This is a genomic window from Nonomuraea sp. NEAU-A123, from assembly GCF_018603905.1.
Classification (GTDB): Bacteria; Actinomycetota; Actinomycetes; order Streptosporangiales; family Streptosporangiaceae; genus Nonomuraea.
In genome coordinates, this window is the sequence record NZ_JAHFZZ010000020.1 from 1 (window position 1) to 14,488 (window position 14,488).

At 67.1% G+C, this 14,488-nt stretch carries 14 protein-coding genes and 1 pseudogene; 1 reads left to right on the top strand and 14 read right to left on the bottom strand.

All coding sequences use genetic code 11. From position 1 onward, the window contains the following. Nucleotides 1-147 precede the first annotated feature (147 nt). Nucleotides 148-537, top strand: a pseudogene (locus KLK06_RS63285) (murein hydrolase activator EnvC); the annotation flags it as partial. A gap of 47 nt (nt 538-584) precedes the next feature. Here KLK06_RS63285 and KLK06_RS60610 read toward each other — a convergent pair. The 14 genes from KLK06_RS60610 to rpsP all read right to left on the bottom strand — a co-directional run bounded on the left by KLK06_RS60610 (nt 585) and on the right by rpsP (nt 14,366). Next, on the bottom strand, nt 585-848 hold the full coding sequence (locus KLK06_RS60610; RefSeq protein WP_250906922.1) for a hypothetical protein: 264 nt from the start codon (nt 846-848) through the stop codon (nt 585-587). Between the two features lie 1,494 nt (nt 849-2,342). Further along, the gene (locus tag KLK06_RS43330; protein ID WP_214641715.1) at nt 2,343-3,206 is read right to left on the bottom strand and encodes a tyrosine recombinase XerC; all 864 of its coding nucleotides are present in this window, start codon (nt 3,204-3,206) and stop codon (nt 2,343-2,345) included. Between the two features lie 1,078 nt (nt 3,207-4,284). Next, nucleotides 4,285-5,799, bottom strand: coding sequence for a DNA-processing protein DprA (gene dprA / locus KLK06_RS43335; RefSeq protein WP_250906923.1), 1,515 nt, complete (start codon nt 5,797-5,799; stop codon nt 4,285-4,287). 508 nt (nt 5,800-6,307) lie between these two features. After that, nucleotides 6,308-7,843 (bottom strand): YifB family Mg chelatase-like AAA ATPase, encoded by a 1,536-nt coding sequence (locus tag KLK06_RS43340; protein WP_214641557.1) that lies wholly within the window; start codon nt 7,841-7,843, stop codon nt 6,308-6,310. A gap of 1 nt (nt 7,844) precedes the next feature. After that, nucleotides 7,845-8,198: a YraN family protein gene (locus KLK06_RS43345; RefSeq protein WP_214641558.1), complete on the bottom strand. Its 354-nt coding sequence runs from the start codon at nt 8,196-8,198 to the stop codon at nt 7,845-7,847. A gap of 949 nt (nt 8,199-9,147) precedes the next feature. Beyond that, nucleotides 9,148-9,471, bottom strand: a complete 324-nt coding sequence (locus KLK06_RS43350; protein ID WP_026215037.1) for a DUF2469 domain-containing protein — start codon at nt 9,469-9,471, stop codon at nt 9,148-9,150. A 39-nt stretch (nt 9,472-9,510) separates the two neighbouring features. Then, on the bottom strand, nt 9,511-10,179 hold the full coding sequence (locus tag KLK06_RS43355) for a ribonuclease HII (RefSeq protein ID WP_214641559.1): 669 nt from the start codon (nt 10,177-10,179) through the stop codon (nt 9,511-9,513). A gap of 53 nt (nt 10,180-10,232) precedes the next feature. Further along, nucleotides 10,233-10,823, bottom strand: a complete 591-nt coding sequence (lepB, locus tag KLK06_RS43360) for a signal peptidase I (protein ID WP_214641560.1) — start codon at nt 10,821-10,823, stop codon at nt 10,233-10,235. Then, nucleotides 10,823-11,683: a signal peptidase I gene (lepB, locus tag KLK06_RS43365; RefSeq protein ID WP_214641561.1), complete on the bottom strand. Its 861-nt coding sequence runs from the start codon at nt 11,681-11,683 to the stop codon at nt 10,823-10,825. The genes lepB (KLK06_RS43360) and lepB (KLK06_RS43365) overlap by 1 nt, the downstream gene beginning before the upstream one ends. A 141-nt stretch (nt 11,684-11,824) precedes the next feature. Next, nucleotides 11,825-12,187: a 50S ribosomal protein L19 gene (gene rplS / locus KLK06_RS43370; protein WP_214641562.1), complete on the bottom strand. Its 363-nt coding sequence runs from the start codon at nt 12,185-12,187 to the stop codon at nt 11,825-11,827. Between the two features lie 136 nt (nt 12,188-12,323). Further along, nucleotides 12,324-13,103, bottom strand: coding sequence for a tRNA (guanosine(37)-N1)-methyltransferase TrmD (gene trmD / locus KLK06_RS43375; protein ID WP_214641563.1), 780 nt, complete (start codon nt 13,101-13,103; stop codon nt 12,324-12,326). Beyond that, complete coding sequence (gene rimM / locus KLK06_RS43380; RefSeq protein ID WP_214641564.1) at nt 13,103-13,603, bottom strand: ribosome maturation factor RimM; 501 nt, start codon at nt 13,601-13,603, stop codon at nt 13,103-13,105. The genes trmD and rimM overlap by 1 nt, the downstream gene beginning before the upstream one ends. A gap of 68 nt (nt 13,604-13,671) precedes the next feature. Further along, a complete protein-coding gene (locus tag KLK06_RS43385; RefSeq protein WP_020546537.1) occupies nt 13,672-13,917 on the bottom strand; it encodes an RNA-binding protein in 246 nt (81 codons plus the stop codon). Nucleotides 13,918-13,919: 2 nt separating this feature from the next. Further along, the gene (gene rpsP / locus KLK06_RS43390; RefSeq protein WP_214641565.1) at nt 13,920-14,366 is read right to left on the bottom strand and encodes a 30S ribosomal protein S16; all 447 of its coding nucleotides are present in this window, start codon (nt 14,364-14,366) and stop codon (nt 13,920-13,922) included. Nucleotides 14,367-14,488 lie beyond the last annotated feature (122 nt).

Below are 14,488 nucleotides of genomic sequence, written 5' to 3' on the forward strand. Positions count from 1 at the left end.
CACCCAGAGCCCCAGCCACCATCCCCCTTCACCCATCCCAGTCCCAACTCCCCGCTCCCCTCCCCCCACCAAAACTCCACAATCCGCCCTTGTCCCCCCGACGCCAGCACGCCGACCCATCCCCCGCCAACGAACTCCCATCGGCGAGTGGCGCCCTCAGGCCCGCTGGCCCTTCTGGCCACCCTCCTCGCCTTCGCCATCCCCTTGACACCCGCAAGCCCCGCTACCGCGGACCGTCCCACCTGGCGATGGCCGCTGGACGGACACCCCAGAAATCTCCGCCACTTCACACCCCCACCCGAGCCATGGCTGTCAGGCCACCGAGGCATCGACCTCGCCGCCGCCCCCACCACACCTGTCGTAGCCGCAGGCCCAGGCATCGTCCGCTTCGCCGGCCCCCTCGCCGGTCGCGGTGTGGTCACCGTCGAACACGCGAACGGCCTACGCACGACGTATCTGCCCGTCAACGCATCAGTACGCCAAGACCAACGCGTAACGCCCGGCACCCGCCTCGGATTCATCGAACCCCCAACAGGCCACTGCCGCGAATCCTGCCTCCACTGGGGCCTCCTGCGCGGCACCCACTACCTCAACCCTCTGGTCCTCCTAGGCCGAGCCCACATCCGCCTACTCCCGTACTGGAACTTGGATGCCCCTGACGCTCTGGCCGGCACGGGCAGCACGGGCAGCACGGGCAGCACGGGCAGCACGGGCAGCACGGGCAGCACGGGCAGCACGGGCAGCACGGGCAGCACGGGCAGCACGGGCAGCACGGGCAGCACGGGCAGCACGGGCAGCACGAACACCTTGGACCGGAGCGCCCTGGGTGATCCGAACGCCCTGGACAACCTTGACGGTCCCTATGCCCCAGACGGTCCTAGCGACCTGAACGCCTTCGTTCTTTCGCCGCAACCATCACTCCCGAGCACCGCGCACCTCCAAACAACATCCGTCAGCGCGGGTCCCTCAGCGACAACATCCTCGGCTACCTTCCCCCCAACATCGGTGCCTCGGTCAGATCCCGCCCCTGCTCTCAACCCCACCCTTTCGGGCCAAACTCCCGAGCACGCGGCCCCCGAACCGGCCTTCCGCTTCGTGACACGTTCCGCCTCAACACTCGCCATCTCAGCCATCAGCGCGGGCGGGCTGTTCAGCGCGCTGCTGCTGTTCACCCTGATCCGCCGTATTCGATGTACACGCACGCAGCAACATGGCGCCACGAGAGGCCAGCACCGCAAACAGCAGCGCAAGTGGCGTTATCTCGGGCGGGGAAGTAGATCGCGCCAGCCACGGAATCGCCAACGCGTGAGGCACAACTGGTGATGATGACGTCCCGCCGAGTGATGTAGTTTCCACTGCCGCGCTCAAGATCCGAGACTCTCAAAGCGCCAGGTGATCCTCCCCCGATGCCTCGCGAAGATCGCCAGAAGTTACACCACCCCAGGGCACGTCATCCAACTAGTCACGGCAGGGGCATTGCTTTACGGCAACCAGAACGGTGCCTGATCAGCGCCACGTGAACCTGTCAACGACGGCTCGATCTCGGCCCTGGCACTCGTTTCGGCATTGGTGCCAGAGCAGTTTTCCCGTCGTCGACAGAACCGCGTTGTTCGTTGAAGAGGTTCTCGTGCCTAGCCATGACCCACTTGCCGCCGGTCCATATGCCGGATCCTGCGACGAGGGACCCACGTCTTTGCAGCCGCAGAGGGAGGAAGCTCGGTCGGCGCCAAGCTGGCCGGCCTGCGCACTCGACGCCGCTCTGCTTCGCGCTTGCGGCTATGTGCAGCACTTCCCCCTTGAGACTGCCGGAGGCGACGAAGCTGCTGCCGGAAGGCGCCCGGAGGAGGATCCTGCTGCCCTCCTCCGCCAAGCCGCTGAGTAGATCGACGCCGTCTTCGCCTCGGCCGCGCAGATTCGCCGGGCGGGAGGCGCCGGCCCCAACTGACCGCACTGGTCGCGATACCCGATCGGGGAACGACGAGAGGTGGACGCGCCACCGTCCAGTAGGCGAATTCGGTTCAGATGATCCCGTTGGCGCGCAGATAGAGCTTGTGAATACCGTCGCTACCGCTGTCGGACCCCCCGAGTCTTCCCGGCTGGCCTGCTGCCGAGGCGGATCAGAGCCGACCAGGTGAAGCCAATAGTGCGGTGCATACGTCGCCACCGCCGTCGGGTCTTCCCGATTAGCCTGCTACCGAGACGCATCAGAGCGGAGCGGGTGAAGCCGATGGTGTGTTCTCCGACCATGCTGTCATCGTCGGTGCGCCACCCGAGGATCGTGTTGAGCAGGGCGGCTGGCTACGAACTCCGGTGCCCCAGTTGGGCGCCGCGTCGGTGTCCGTTTACGCCCTGGGGTGGGCCTGGCGGTATGCCGTGCGGAGTCGCTCGATTGAGACATGGGTGTAGATCTGGGTCGTGTGCAGGGATGCGTGCCCGAGGAGTTCCTGGACGCTGCGGAGGTCGGCGCCACCCTCGAGTAGGTGCGTCGCCGCACTGTGTCTCAACCCGTGCGGGCCCATGTCCGGCGCTCCCTCGACCTCGCGCAGCCGAGCGTGCACCACCCGTCGTACGGTGCCCGCGTCTATTCGACCGCCTCGTACCCCAAGGAACACCGCCGCTCCTGAGCCTGCACGGATCCACAGAGGCCGTCCGTGTACGCACCACTTGTCCAGGGCCCGAAGTGCGGGCAATCCGAACGGGACCGACCGTTCCTTTCGGCCCTTGCCCAGCACTCTGATGACGTGTCGATCCCGGTCGACATCATCGACGTCCAGTGCGCACAGCTCGCTCACCCGCACGCCCGTGGCGTACAGCAGCTCCAGGATGGCCTGATCCCGCAGTTCCTTGGGCTCTCCCGTCGACGGCGCTTCGAGGACGGCCTGTGCCTGCTGCTGATCGAGTACGGCAGGCAGCGGGCGTGGCGCCTTGGCGCTGCCCAGCAGCAAGCCGGGGTCATCTGGCAACCAGCCTCTGCGATGGCAATAGGCCGTGAAGGTGCGGATGCACGCGGTCCTGCGCGCCAGCGTGGCCCTCGCCTTACCGTCGGCATGCTGCTCGGCCAGCCATTCGCGCAACGTACCGATATCGAGGCCGTGGAGTCGGCTGTTCAGGTGGTCGAACAGGGCCGTGACGTCGGAGAGGTAAGCGCGGACTGTGTGCGGAGAGAGGTCTCTCTCGAACCGCAAGTACCTGCCGAACTCGGCCATCACCTCGTCCGCTCCCAGTCGCTCGTCGGCCACAATCGCCTCCCTCTCGTAGACGCCAACCTCTTCTGGAGCCGCGCACCAGGTGATCGAAGTCAAGCGCGCCCTGCCTTCTGCCCGTACAGCTCTACCGGTGTCCGTACAGCCCTACCGCGTCCGTACAGCCTTAACAGTGTCCGTGCAGCCCTACCGGCTCGCCTGCGCTGAACCAGCCCACGCCTCTTCGCCAACCCAGCTCTACGGCTGCCCATCGATTGGCCCACTGATGCGGGTAGACCCACTAGGCGGCCGCCGCTGACCGGTTTCATGAGTCGGGTCGCTGACTGGTCCCATCGGTCGGGGTTCGCCGGCCAACTCGCAGCCCCCGACCCAAAACGGATAGGCCATTCACCAACCGACCTGGACGGTCCCGCCCCGCTGACCAGCTCCGTCCCACCAGTTCCACCGACCAGCTCACGTCCACCAACCACTCCCACCAGCCCGCAGCCGCCGGCCAAATGGATGGGGCGCGTCCACCAACCGACCTGGATGGTCCGCCCGCTGATCCGTCTCTTTGGTTCGTGTCCTCTGACCAGCTTGGGTGGCCTGTCTGTGCCGATCAGCTCGGTCTCCTCCGGTGCCATGAGCTCAGCCGGCTCACCCGAGCGGCGCGAACGTACCTGGGATCGCTCATCGCGCCGTATCTGCGGTCTGCTGTTTCGGGTTCGTCTCTTCCGCTTTCACGGTGTGGGTTTGTACCCGTATCTCGTCTTGGCCCTGCCTTGCTTCTCCAGCTTTGCATACCGGTCTGCGGTTATTCGGGAGGATGACGTCCCTCGCGAGGCATCGAGGGACGATCATCTGGCGCTCTGAGAGTCTCGGATCTTGATCTTGGCCGTGGAAATTACGCCCCTTGGCGGGATGTCATCTATCGAGGCGGGAGTGCCGACCGATCGATGGCCAGACAGTTGGAGAGGAATTCTTCCCGCAAGTGACGGCACCGACCGATCCTGGCTGTGGTGGCGTTTCCGACGATCGCCGGACCGCCCCGGTTACTGCCGTGGGTGGCTCGGCGGGACATCGGTGTGGGCTGCTCGGGAGTTCACGGATCGTCGGGGGATGGTGGGAGATCGTCATAGTCGGTTTGGTCTGAGGGGTACTGCCGTGGTGGGGCCGCTTCGTTGGCCTTCTGGTACGTACTCGACGGCGCTTTGCGGGTGCGCCAGCCCTTGTCCACTCTTTCGATGTAGCCCGCGGCGGCCAGGCCGCCCAGTGCGCTCAGGGCCGCGTCCAGGGAGACTCCTGCCGCTACCGCGATGGATGCTGGGCCTGCGGCGCCGCGTGCGGGGATGGCGTCGAGGACGCGGCTGGTCGTTTCGTTCAGCGTGTCTCGCGGGACGGCCGGGCCTCGTGATTGGGGGGCAAGGTCGTCTCCTATCGCGCCTACTAGTTCGATCACTTCTTCGGGTGAGGTGACGCAGACGGCCTTGCGTTCACGAAGCAGGCGGTGGCAGCCGGCCGACATGGTGGAGGTGATCGGGCCCGGTACAGCCGCCAGGTGGCGTTGGAGCGACAAGGCGTGACCGGCCGTGTTGAGTGCGCCGCTGCGGAGTGCCGCCTCCACCACGACGGTGCCTCGGGACAGGGCGGCGATCAAGCGGTTCCTGATGAGGAAGCGCGCTCGGGTGGGGTGGACGCCTGGAGGGCACTCGCTGACCACTACGCCCTGGTCGCGGGCGGCGGCGAACAGTTCGTGGTGTCCGGTCGGGTAAGTGACGTCGACGCCGCAGGCCAGGACGACGACCGTGGGAGAGTCCGCGGCCAGGGAACCGCGATGTGCCGCGCCGTCTATGCCGAATGCACCGCCTGAGACCACCGTCCAGCCTGAGTCGCTGAATCCCACGGCGAACTGGGCCGCGACGTGCGCGCCGTACGCCGTGGCAGCCCGTGCGCCGACGACGGCGACCGATCGCAGGCAGGAGAAGCGCAGGTCGGCCGAGCCGTGGAGCCACAGGCCGAGGGGGCGGCGGGGTCCGAGCTGGTCCAGTTGCGTGGGCCATTCCGGACTGCCGGGGATGATGAATCTAGCTCCGCTTCGCTCGCCTTCGGCGAGGTCGGCTATGGGGTCGGCCGACGCCAGGCGGGCGTTCCAGGCGCGTAGTCGCTGGGTGAGGTCTGTTATGCGCCGCTCAGTGAGGTTTGCTCCGATTTGCTGACCTGAGTCTGTGATGTGCCGCTGGGTGGGGTTTGAGATTCGTTGCTGGGTGAGGGTCGTTCCACATTGCTCGCCGGGGTTCGTTACGTGTCCCTGGGCGGGGTCCTCTTTGTGTTGCTGGCTCGAGATCGGGAGCTGTCGCTGGTTGAGGTCTGCGATGTGTTGCGGAGTGAGTTCTGTGACTTGGTGCCTGCTTTGGTCCTTTAGCTCTCGTTGCGTGAGGTCTGTGATGTGTTGGTCCTGGGTTTCCTGGGCGATGAAGTCGGGCGGGAGGGTCTCCGTGCGTACAGCGTCGATTGCTGCCTCAACCCCGCAGCAGGCGATGAGACGGCCCATGGTGGGGTCCCCGGCGTCGGCTGCACGCATGAGGGCGGCTCTTGCCTCCACTTCTGCTCTCGTCATCGACGCTCCTGAGGGTTGGGAATCTTGGTGACCGGCGGTGGGGATGCCTTCATGACGGGCGCGAACCGCATGGAGGTAAGGCGAATTTCAGGGCTCCGGGGATGGCGGAGATGGAGCTGGGCTCGGCAATGGAGCCGAGTGAAGGAGGGGCGATATGGGCTGAGGTCGGGTGGGTGATATGGCTGATGTGCGTCTGCGACGCATGGGTTGCGTGATGGTCTGGGGCAGGAACGGCTGAGGAGTTGTTGGCCCCGGTCCCGGGCATGCGGGATGGGTGACAGATTGCTGGACAGCAGCCGGGCGCGGGAGCCGGATGGTCGCTGCGCCCGGGAGCTGGGCGGCAGTTGGGCGCAGAAGCCCGGTGGTAGCTGGGCGCGGGGACACGGTGGTGGCTGGACGCGGGAACGCGGTGCCGGCGGGGCACTGGAACGCAGTGGCGGCGGGGCACTGGAATGTGGCGCTGGCGGGGCGCTGGAACGCGGTGGCCGCTGCGGGGCGGATGGGGTGGTCACGTGTTCACCCCCAGCCACAAGGCGAGTGCTGTCGATGTTTCTGTGTATTCGGGGTGGGGTTTTCCTGCCAGGTCCGTAAGGGTCCACGCGACTCGTAGGACGCGATCGAGACCGCGAGCGCTGAGGGTGCCCGAGTCCAGGGCGGCCGTCATGCACTTCATGGCGGCCTCTGATGGGCGGTAATCGGCGTGGAGGGCGGCGGACGGGATTTCGGCGTTCGCGCGCCAGGCGGTGCCGGCCAAGCGTTTGGCGGCTCGTTCGCGGGCTGCCAGTACGCGTTCGGCCACGGTTTTGCTTGGTTCGACGAACTGGCGGTCTGCCATGAGTTCGCGTCTGGACGTACGGGCGACTGTGACCTTCATGTCTATGCGGTCGAGAAGCGGGCCGGACAGTCTGGCCAGGTAGCGGCGTCTCATCGTCGGGGAGCACTGGCAGTTCTCTCCCTGGTCCTGGGGCTGGGCGCAGGGGCATGGGTTGGCGGCCAGTACGAGCATGAAGCGGGCTGGGAAGGTGACGGAGCCCGCTGACCTGGACACCGTCACGCGACCGGTCTCAAGGGGCTGGCGGAGGGAGTCGAGGATGTGGCGGGGGAACTCGGGCGCTTCGTCCATGAACAGGACTCCCCGGTGGGCGAGGGAGACCGCGCCTGGGCGTATGACGGTGCTGCCGCCGCCGACGATGGCTGCCGCCGTGGCGGTGTGGTGGGGGCTGACGAACGGCGGCCTGCTCAGCATCGGGCTGCTGGCTGGCAGGATGCCTGCCACCGAATGGATTGCCGTCACTTCGAGCGCGTGGTCGAGCTCCAGGTCAGGCAGGAGTGTGGGCAGGCGTTCGGCGAGCAGGGTCTTGCCTGTGCCGGGCGGGCCGAGCATCCAGATGTTGTGGCCTCCGGCGGCGCATATCTCGAGCGCTCGGCGGGCGACCGGCTGGCCGGCCACGTCGGACAGGTCGACCGTGGGCTGGATGGTCGTCGGCTGCGGCTCTGGGATGTCTTGGATGTGCGGCTCTGGCGGGTCGTCTCCCCTTCGTAGCCATTCGACAAGCTGGCGCAGGTCGGCGAAGGGTGCCACCTTGACGTCGGGCACCAGTGCCGCTTCCGCCAAATTGGCGGCGGGGATGACCACCGTGACGTCCCCGTGCTCGGCCGCGCCCAGCACTGACGGGAGAACGCCTCGTACGGGTCTCAGGCGTCCGTCGAGGCCGAGCTCGCCGAGGAAGAACGGCTCTGCGACCCGGTCGGCGGGGATCACTCCGGCTGCGCCCAGTATCGCGACGGCTATAGCGAGATCGAACTGGCTGCCCCGTTTGGGGAGGCTTGCGGGAAAGAGGCTTACCGTGATGCGGGCGTCGGGCCAGGGATAATGGCTGTTGACCATCGCCGATCTGACCCGTTCTCTGGCCTCGCTGAGTGCTGTGTCCGGGAGGCCGATGAGGTGGATCCCCGCCAGGCCGTTGCCCACATCGGCTTCCACCTCGACGCTGCGGCCTTTGACACCGACCAGGGCCACGCTGCGGGTTCTCGCTACTGCCATCTCAGATCGCCCCCCGTACGTGGCGCAGGGAGTAGTCGCCGGCGAAACGCTCCAGGGCGATCACGTCGACTCTGACCGTGTCGAAGGTGCGGGGTTGGGTTGTGAGCCACTTGGCGGCCAGCATGCGGAGTCTGGCCAGTTTGGCCTGCCCTACCGACTCCAGGGCTGTGCCGTGTGATCGGCTGGATCTGGTCTTGACCTCTACTACGACCAGGTTGGGGCCGTCTTCGGCGATGACGTCGATCTCGCCGTGGCGGCAGCGCCAGTTGCGTTCGATGATGGTCATTCCCTCGGCTTCCAGGTAGTTGACGGCGAGTTGCTCGCCGTGTTTGCCGAGGTCGTTCCTCGCGGCCATGTGGCACCTCCGGGGCCTGACTTTCGCGTATCGGGGGTGGGGCGGTCGGGCCGAGCGAGGTTCTGTGGATAGACCTGGGGTGTTGGCGCGGGGTTGTGGATAAGTCCGGGGCGGATCCGGGCGTCCGGCACTGCGCTGCGTGAACTGCACCGCGCTGAGTGAGCTGCGCTGGGAGAGCCGGACAGAGGGCCGAACAGAGGAAGCCTGCGAGAGAGCCCGGTGGATGGTCCGTGGGAGAACCCGGGTAATGGCCATGGGTGGCCCCCAGTGCGGGTGTGGGGAGGCTCGTCGGATGGCTACGCAGGGCCCAGCGGGCGGCGGTGGAGGACCGCGTGGGCGCAGGGCAGCCCGGCGGGTGGTTGCGGGTAGCCCGCAGTGGACAAGCCGTGGGGCCGTCCTGTGGGTGATCGCGCGTGAGCAGCCCGGCTGGTGGTTGCGGAAGGGCGGTCCGATAGGCGGCCGCAGGCAGCCCGCAGTTCACGATCCGTGGGGCCGTCTCGTGGGTAGTCGCGCGTGGGCGGCTCGGAGGTCTGGGCCGCGGCAGGGGCTCCGGTGGATGACCGCGGGTGGCCTCCGGTGGGTGAACTGTGGGTCGAGGACCGTTGTGGGCGGCCCGGCAGGTACCCCCGGGGGCGGCCCGGTGGGTGGGCCCGGGCACCGAGCCGGGGTCCTATGTGGGTGGCCCCGTGGGCAGACCGGCAGGTGGCCGCGCGGGCAGACCAGCGGACGTCCGAGCGGGCGGCGGGTCAGTGGACGTCCGAGTGTATGAGCGGGTGGCCGAGCGGGGCACGCCGGTGCTCGGTCGAGTGGGCGGATCGGTGGATGGCCGTGGGTCGCGGCCCTTCACGGGTGGCGACTCACCGCGACCACCCGCCCCACCCAACAACCATCCGCAATAAACCCAGCCCCGCAATCCAAAGGCCGGTCCTCAACGCCCGTCAAACAGCACCTACCCCGAGAAGCCCTCCTTCGGCATCTCCAGGTCGGCCTTCGCCAGTTCCTCGACGTTGACGTCCTTGAACGTAACCACCCGCACATTCTTCACAAACCGTGCAGGCCGGTACATATCCCAAACCCAAGCATCCTGCATCTTCACATCGAAGAACACGTCCCCGTTCTCCGCGGTCCGGACGTCGAGATCTACCGAGTTGGTCAGGTAGAAGCGCCGCTCCGTCTCCACGACATACGTAAACAGCCCGACGACATCGCGGTATTCGCGGTAAAGCTGCAGCTCCATCTCGGTTTCGTACTTTTCGAGATCCTCTGCGCTCATCGCGGTCCTCCTGTCGTACCGGTCTCCCGGTTCGCCTGGTCAGGCAACCCCGGCCCCCATTTCATTTTCCCCCATCTCCCTGGCCACCGTGACGAACGAGTAACGGTGGTGGGAGCAAGGACCGTTCGTCTCCAGAGCCAGTCTGTGTCCTGGAGTGACGTACCCCTTGTGCTCGGCGAAGCCGTAGCCCGGGAACTCGGTGTCCAGCGCGACCATCATGCGGTCCCTGGTCACCTTGGCCACGATCGAGGCCGCGGCCACGCACGCGGCCACCTGGTCCCCCTTCCACACCGCCAGCGAGGGCGCGGGCAGGCCCGGGACGGGGAAGCCGTCCGTGAGGATGTACCCCGGGACACAGGTCAACCGTGCGACGGCTCGCCGCATTCCGGCCACGTTGCTCTTGTGCAGCCCCCGCGCGTCGATCTCCGCCGGGGGGATGACGACCACCCCGACGTGCGCCGAATCCATGATCAGGTCATAGAGCCGTTCTCGTACGGCCGGCACCAGCAGTTTCGAGTCGTTCAGCCCGTCGATCGGCCTGCGCAGGATGGCCGCGGCGACCACCAGCGGACCCGCGCAGGCCCCCCGGCCCGCTTCGTCGACCCCGGCGATCGGGGTCAGGCCTCGGCGGGCCAGGGCCCGCTCATAGGCATAGAGCCCGGAATCACGCCGGACAACGCTGGGCCGAGGGCGGAACGCAACTGTCATGACAAGAGGCAGCGTACGCCCCAATCGCCGCAAACCGCGACCGGAAGGCGGCTCTACTTGACCTTGTCGAAAGTGTCAGGACGCATGAAGATCAGGCCTCGCGACAGCGGCCAGTAGCGCATGACCGCCTTTCCGATCACCGCGTCCTCCGAGATGAACCCGCCCCCGGGCTCCTCGACGTGGCTGCGCGAGTCGGCCGAGGCGCTGCGGTGGTCTCCCATCAGCCACAACTTGCCGGGCGGCACGGTGTACTTGAACGAGTCGCCCGACGGGAAGTCGTCCGGATAGAGGTAGGACGCCTCGTCCAGCGGCGTGCCGTTGACCGTCACCCGCTTCTTGGCATCGCAGCAGGCCACCTTGTCGCCACCGATGCCGATGACCCGCTTGATGGTGTCCTCGCCGTTCCAGCCCTTGAACACGATGATGTCGCCGCGCTCGGGCTTGCCCGAGAGCTTGTTGACGAACACCCGGTCGTTGATCAGCAGGGTGTTCTCCATCGACTCCGACGGGATGTAGAACGAGCCGATCACGAACATCTGCAGCAGCAGCGCGATGCCGACACCGAGGATCAGCAGGAGGATTGTCTCGCGAAAACCGCCCTTTTTCTTCTTCTCCACCGCCGCCGCCTTCTTGGTGAAGGACATCAACGCCTCCTGCTTCGGCGGCGCCGACGGATCAGCACCAAGGGGAAAGCTCCCGCGAACCCGGCGACCAGCGGGACGGAGTCGCCCAGCGCCTGCAACGCCGGCTGTTCGAACGTGTCGGGGATGGACAGCGTGGTCGCCCTGTTGAACGGCCACACGATGACGAACGCCCGCCCCACCACCTGGCCGACGGGGATCGAGCCGCCACCCGGATCGCCCGTGTGCGAGCGCGAGTCGAGCGACACCGAGCGGTGGTCACCCATCACCCACAGCCGCCCCTCGGGCACCGTGATGTCGAAGAACTTGTCGGAGGGCACGTTGCCCGGATAGAGGTAGCTGCCCTCGTCGATCGCCACGCCGTTGACCGTGATGCGCTGCTTGGAGTCACAGCACTTGACGTGGTCGCCGCCGACGCCGATGACCCGCTTGATGTAGTCCTTCTCGCCGGGCACCACGCCGAACGCGGTGCCGACCCAGCGGAAGAACGCCGTGACCGGGTTGGACGGCTCCTCCATCTCGAACTCGCCGTCCCACGAGTCGACGCCCGAGAACACCACCACGTCGCCGCGCTCGATGTCGCGCGTGTGGTAGACGATCTTGTTGACCAGGACCCGGTCGTTCTTCAGGAGAGTGTTCTCCATCGACTCCGACGGGATGTAGAAGGCCTGGATCACGAACGTCTTGATGATCAGGGCCAGCACCAGCGCCACGACGACCAGGACAGGAAGTTCCTTCCAGAACGACCCCTTTTTGTCCTTCTTGTCGCCCTTTGCTGGCTTCTCAGTCTCTTCGGCGACCACGTCCACCTCGTCCTTGACAGGGCGGCGCGGCGCGCCGTGCTCCTGGCTCTCGCTAGTCATCGCTGACGAGCCTAGATGATGCACCGGCTCGACAAGTCTCGACCGACGTTACACCCGCGCCCGAGTCGCTCCACATAAAAGAAATGCCCCTGCAAAGCCGAATGGCCCGCGCAGGACGCGGGCCATTCGGAAAGGACTGTGTCACTTGGCGGGTACAGCCTCGCGCTTCTCGCGGATGCGAGCGGCCTTGCCGCGCAGATCGCGCATGTAGTAGAGCTTGGCGCGGCGCACGTCACCACGGGTCACGAGCACGATCTTCTCGATGATCGGGCTGTGCACGGGGAAGGTCCGCTCGACGCCGACGCTGTAGCTGACCTTGCGGACCGTGAAGGTCTCGCGGGCGCCGCTGCCCTGCCTGCGCAGCACGAAGCCCTTGAAGACCTGGACGCGGGAGCGGTTTCCTTCAACGACGCGGACGTGAACCTCGAGCGTGTCACCGGGGCGGAAGTCCGGCACGTCTCCGCGCAGGGTCGCCTTCTCGAGCTCCTGGATCTTCGTGTGCATGAGAGCTGTCCTCAAGTCCTCGCGAGCACGCGGAGGTCCACCCGGCCTGAGCTCGCGGCGGACGCGCCTGCTGATTCGATGAACCCGGGACTGTCCCCGGGCATGGCAGACCAACCACATGATGGTCGGTAGCGCTTCAGTTTGCCATATCTTCCGGCTGGAAGCGAAACGAGAGCTCCTCCAGCAGCCGCCGGTCGTGCTTGTCGAGCGTCTCGGGATCGAGCGCCGAGGCCAGCTCGGGCCGGTTGGCGACGGTACGGCGGAGCGCCTCGTCACGCCGCCACCGCGCGACCTTCCCGTGATGCCCGGACAGGAGCACGGGCGGCACCTCGTGCCCCCGCCAGACCGGCGGCTTGGTGAAGACCGGCCCTTCGACGAGGTTCTGCATGGCCCCCGGCGCGAAGGAGTCGTCGACGGCCGAATGGGCGTTGCCGAGCACGCCGGGCAGCAGCCGGCCGATGGCCTCCACCATCACCAGCGTCGCGACCTCGCCTCCGGCCAGCACGTAGTCGCCGATGCTGATCTCGTCGACGCGCAGGCGCATGCCGTATTCGGTCATGACGCGCGAGTCGATGCCCTCGTAGCGCCCGCACGCGAACAGCAGCCAGGGCTCGGCCGCGAGCTCCTGGGCGAGCTCCTGGGTGAACGGCCGTCCGCTCGGCGTCGGGACGATCAGGCGTGGCGAGCCGCCCTCGGTCACCGCGTCGATGGCCTCGCCCCACACCTCGGGCTTCATGACCATGCCGGGGCCGCCACCGTAGGGGGTGTCGTCGACCGTCTTGTGCACGTCGTGGGCCCAGTCGCGGAGCTGGTGCACCCGTACGTCGAGGGTGCCGCGCTCGCGGGCCTTGCCGATGAGGGAGACGTCGAGCGGCGCGAAGTATTCAGGGAAGATCGAGACGATGTCGAGCCGCATCAGAGCAGCCCTTCGGGCGGGTCGACGACGAGCCGGCCGCCTTTCAGATCGACCTCGGGCACCAGCGCCTTGACGAACGGGATGAGCGCGTCGTCCTGCCCGCTTCGCCGTACGACCAGGAGGTCCTGGCCGTGGTGGAGCACGTCGGTGACCTCGCCGACGGCCTCGCCCGAGGCGGTCATGACCGTGAGCCCGATGAGCTGGTGGTCGTGGAACTCGTCGGGGTCGTCGGAGGGCGTCACCTCGGCGGAGTCGATGACCAGCATCGTGCCGCGGAGCTCTTCAGCGGCGTCGCGTGCCCTGACCCCGGCGAAGGTGATGAGCAGCGCGCCCTTGTGCCAGCGGCGGCTCTCGATGACGAGCGGCCCCCGGTCGGCGGGATCGGTGGCGATGGCGGCGCCGACGGGGAAGCGCAGCTCGGGATCGTCGGTGCGCACCTCCACGGTCACGTCGCCGCGTACTCCGTGCGGGCGGCCTATCCGGCCGACGACCAACTGCACCTGAACCTACCTTTTCTAACGCAAGCGCCCCCATCGGCAAGAACCGATGAGGGCGCGGAAACCTGACGCTAACGGACGGCTTCGTCCAGGTCGAGCAGATCGACCCGGACGTACTTCCCGTCGGCCAGGGCATTCACGACAGTGCGCAGCGCCTTGGCGGTGCGCCCGCCGCGACCGATGACCTTGCCCAGGTCCTCGGGGTGCACCCGGACCTCCAGGACGCGCCCGCTGCGAATGCGGCGTGCGCGGACCCGGACATCGTCTGGATGTTCGACGATGCCCTTAACGAGGTGCTCGAGAGCCTCCTCGAGCATCTTCAGGCCTCGCCCTCGGTCTTGGTCTCGGCGGGAGCGGCCTCGGTCGCCTCGTCCTTCTTGCGAGCCTTACGCGGCGTGGTGGCGGCCGTGCCGGTGTCGCCACCGGACAGCGCCTCCTTGGCCGCGGCCTCGTAGATGGCGTGACGGTCGGGCGCCGGCTCGGCGAACTTCATCGGCGCAGGGGCAGGCTCGCCCTTGAACTTCTGCCAGTCACCGGTCAGCTTGAGCAGCTTGAGCACCGGCTCGGTCGGCTGCGCGCCGACACCGAGCCAGTAGGCCGCGCGCTCGGCGTTGACCTGGATAACCGAAGGGTCTTCCTTCGGGCGGTACACGCCGATCTCTTCGATCGCCCGGCCGTCACGCTTGGTGCGGCTGTCGGCGATGACGATGCGGTACTGAGCGTTGCGGATCATACCGAGACGCTTGAGCTTGATCTTGACTGCCACTGGTGTGGTCTCTCCTGCATTCGAGCGTGGGTGAACGGCATCTCATCGAGTGGGGCACGATGGGAGTCCGCTCCAGGGACAGGCATGACCGGCGGGAGGTGAGAGGGCACCCACCTGGCCAC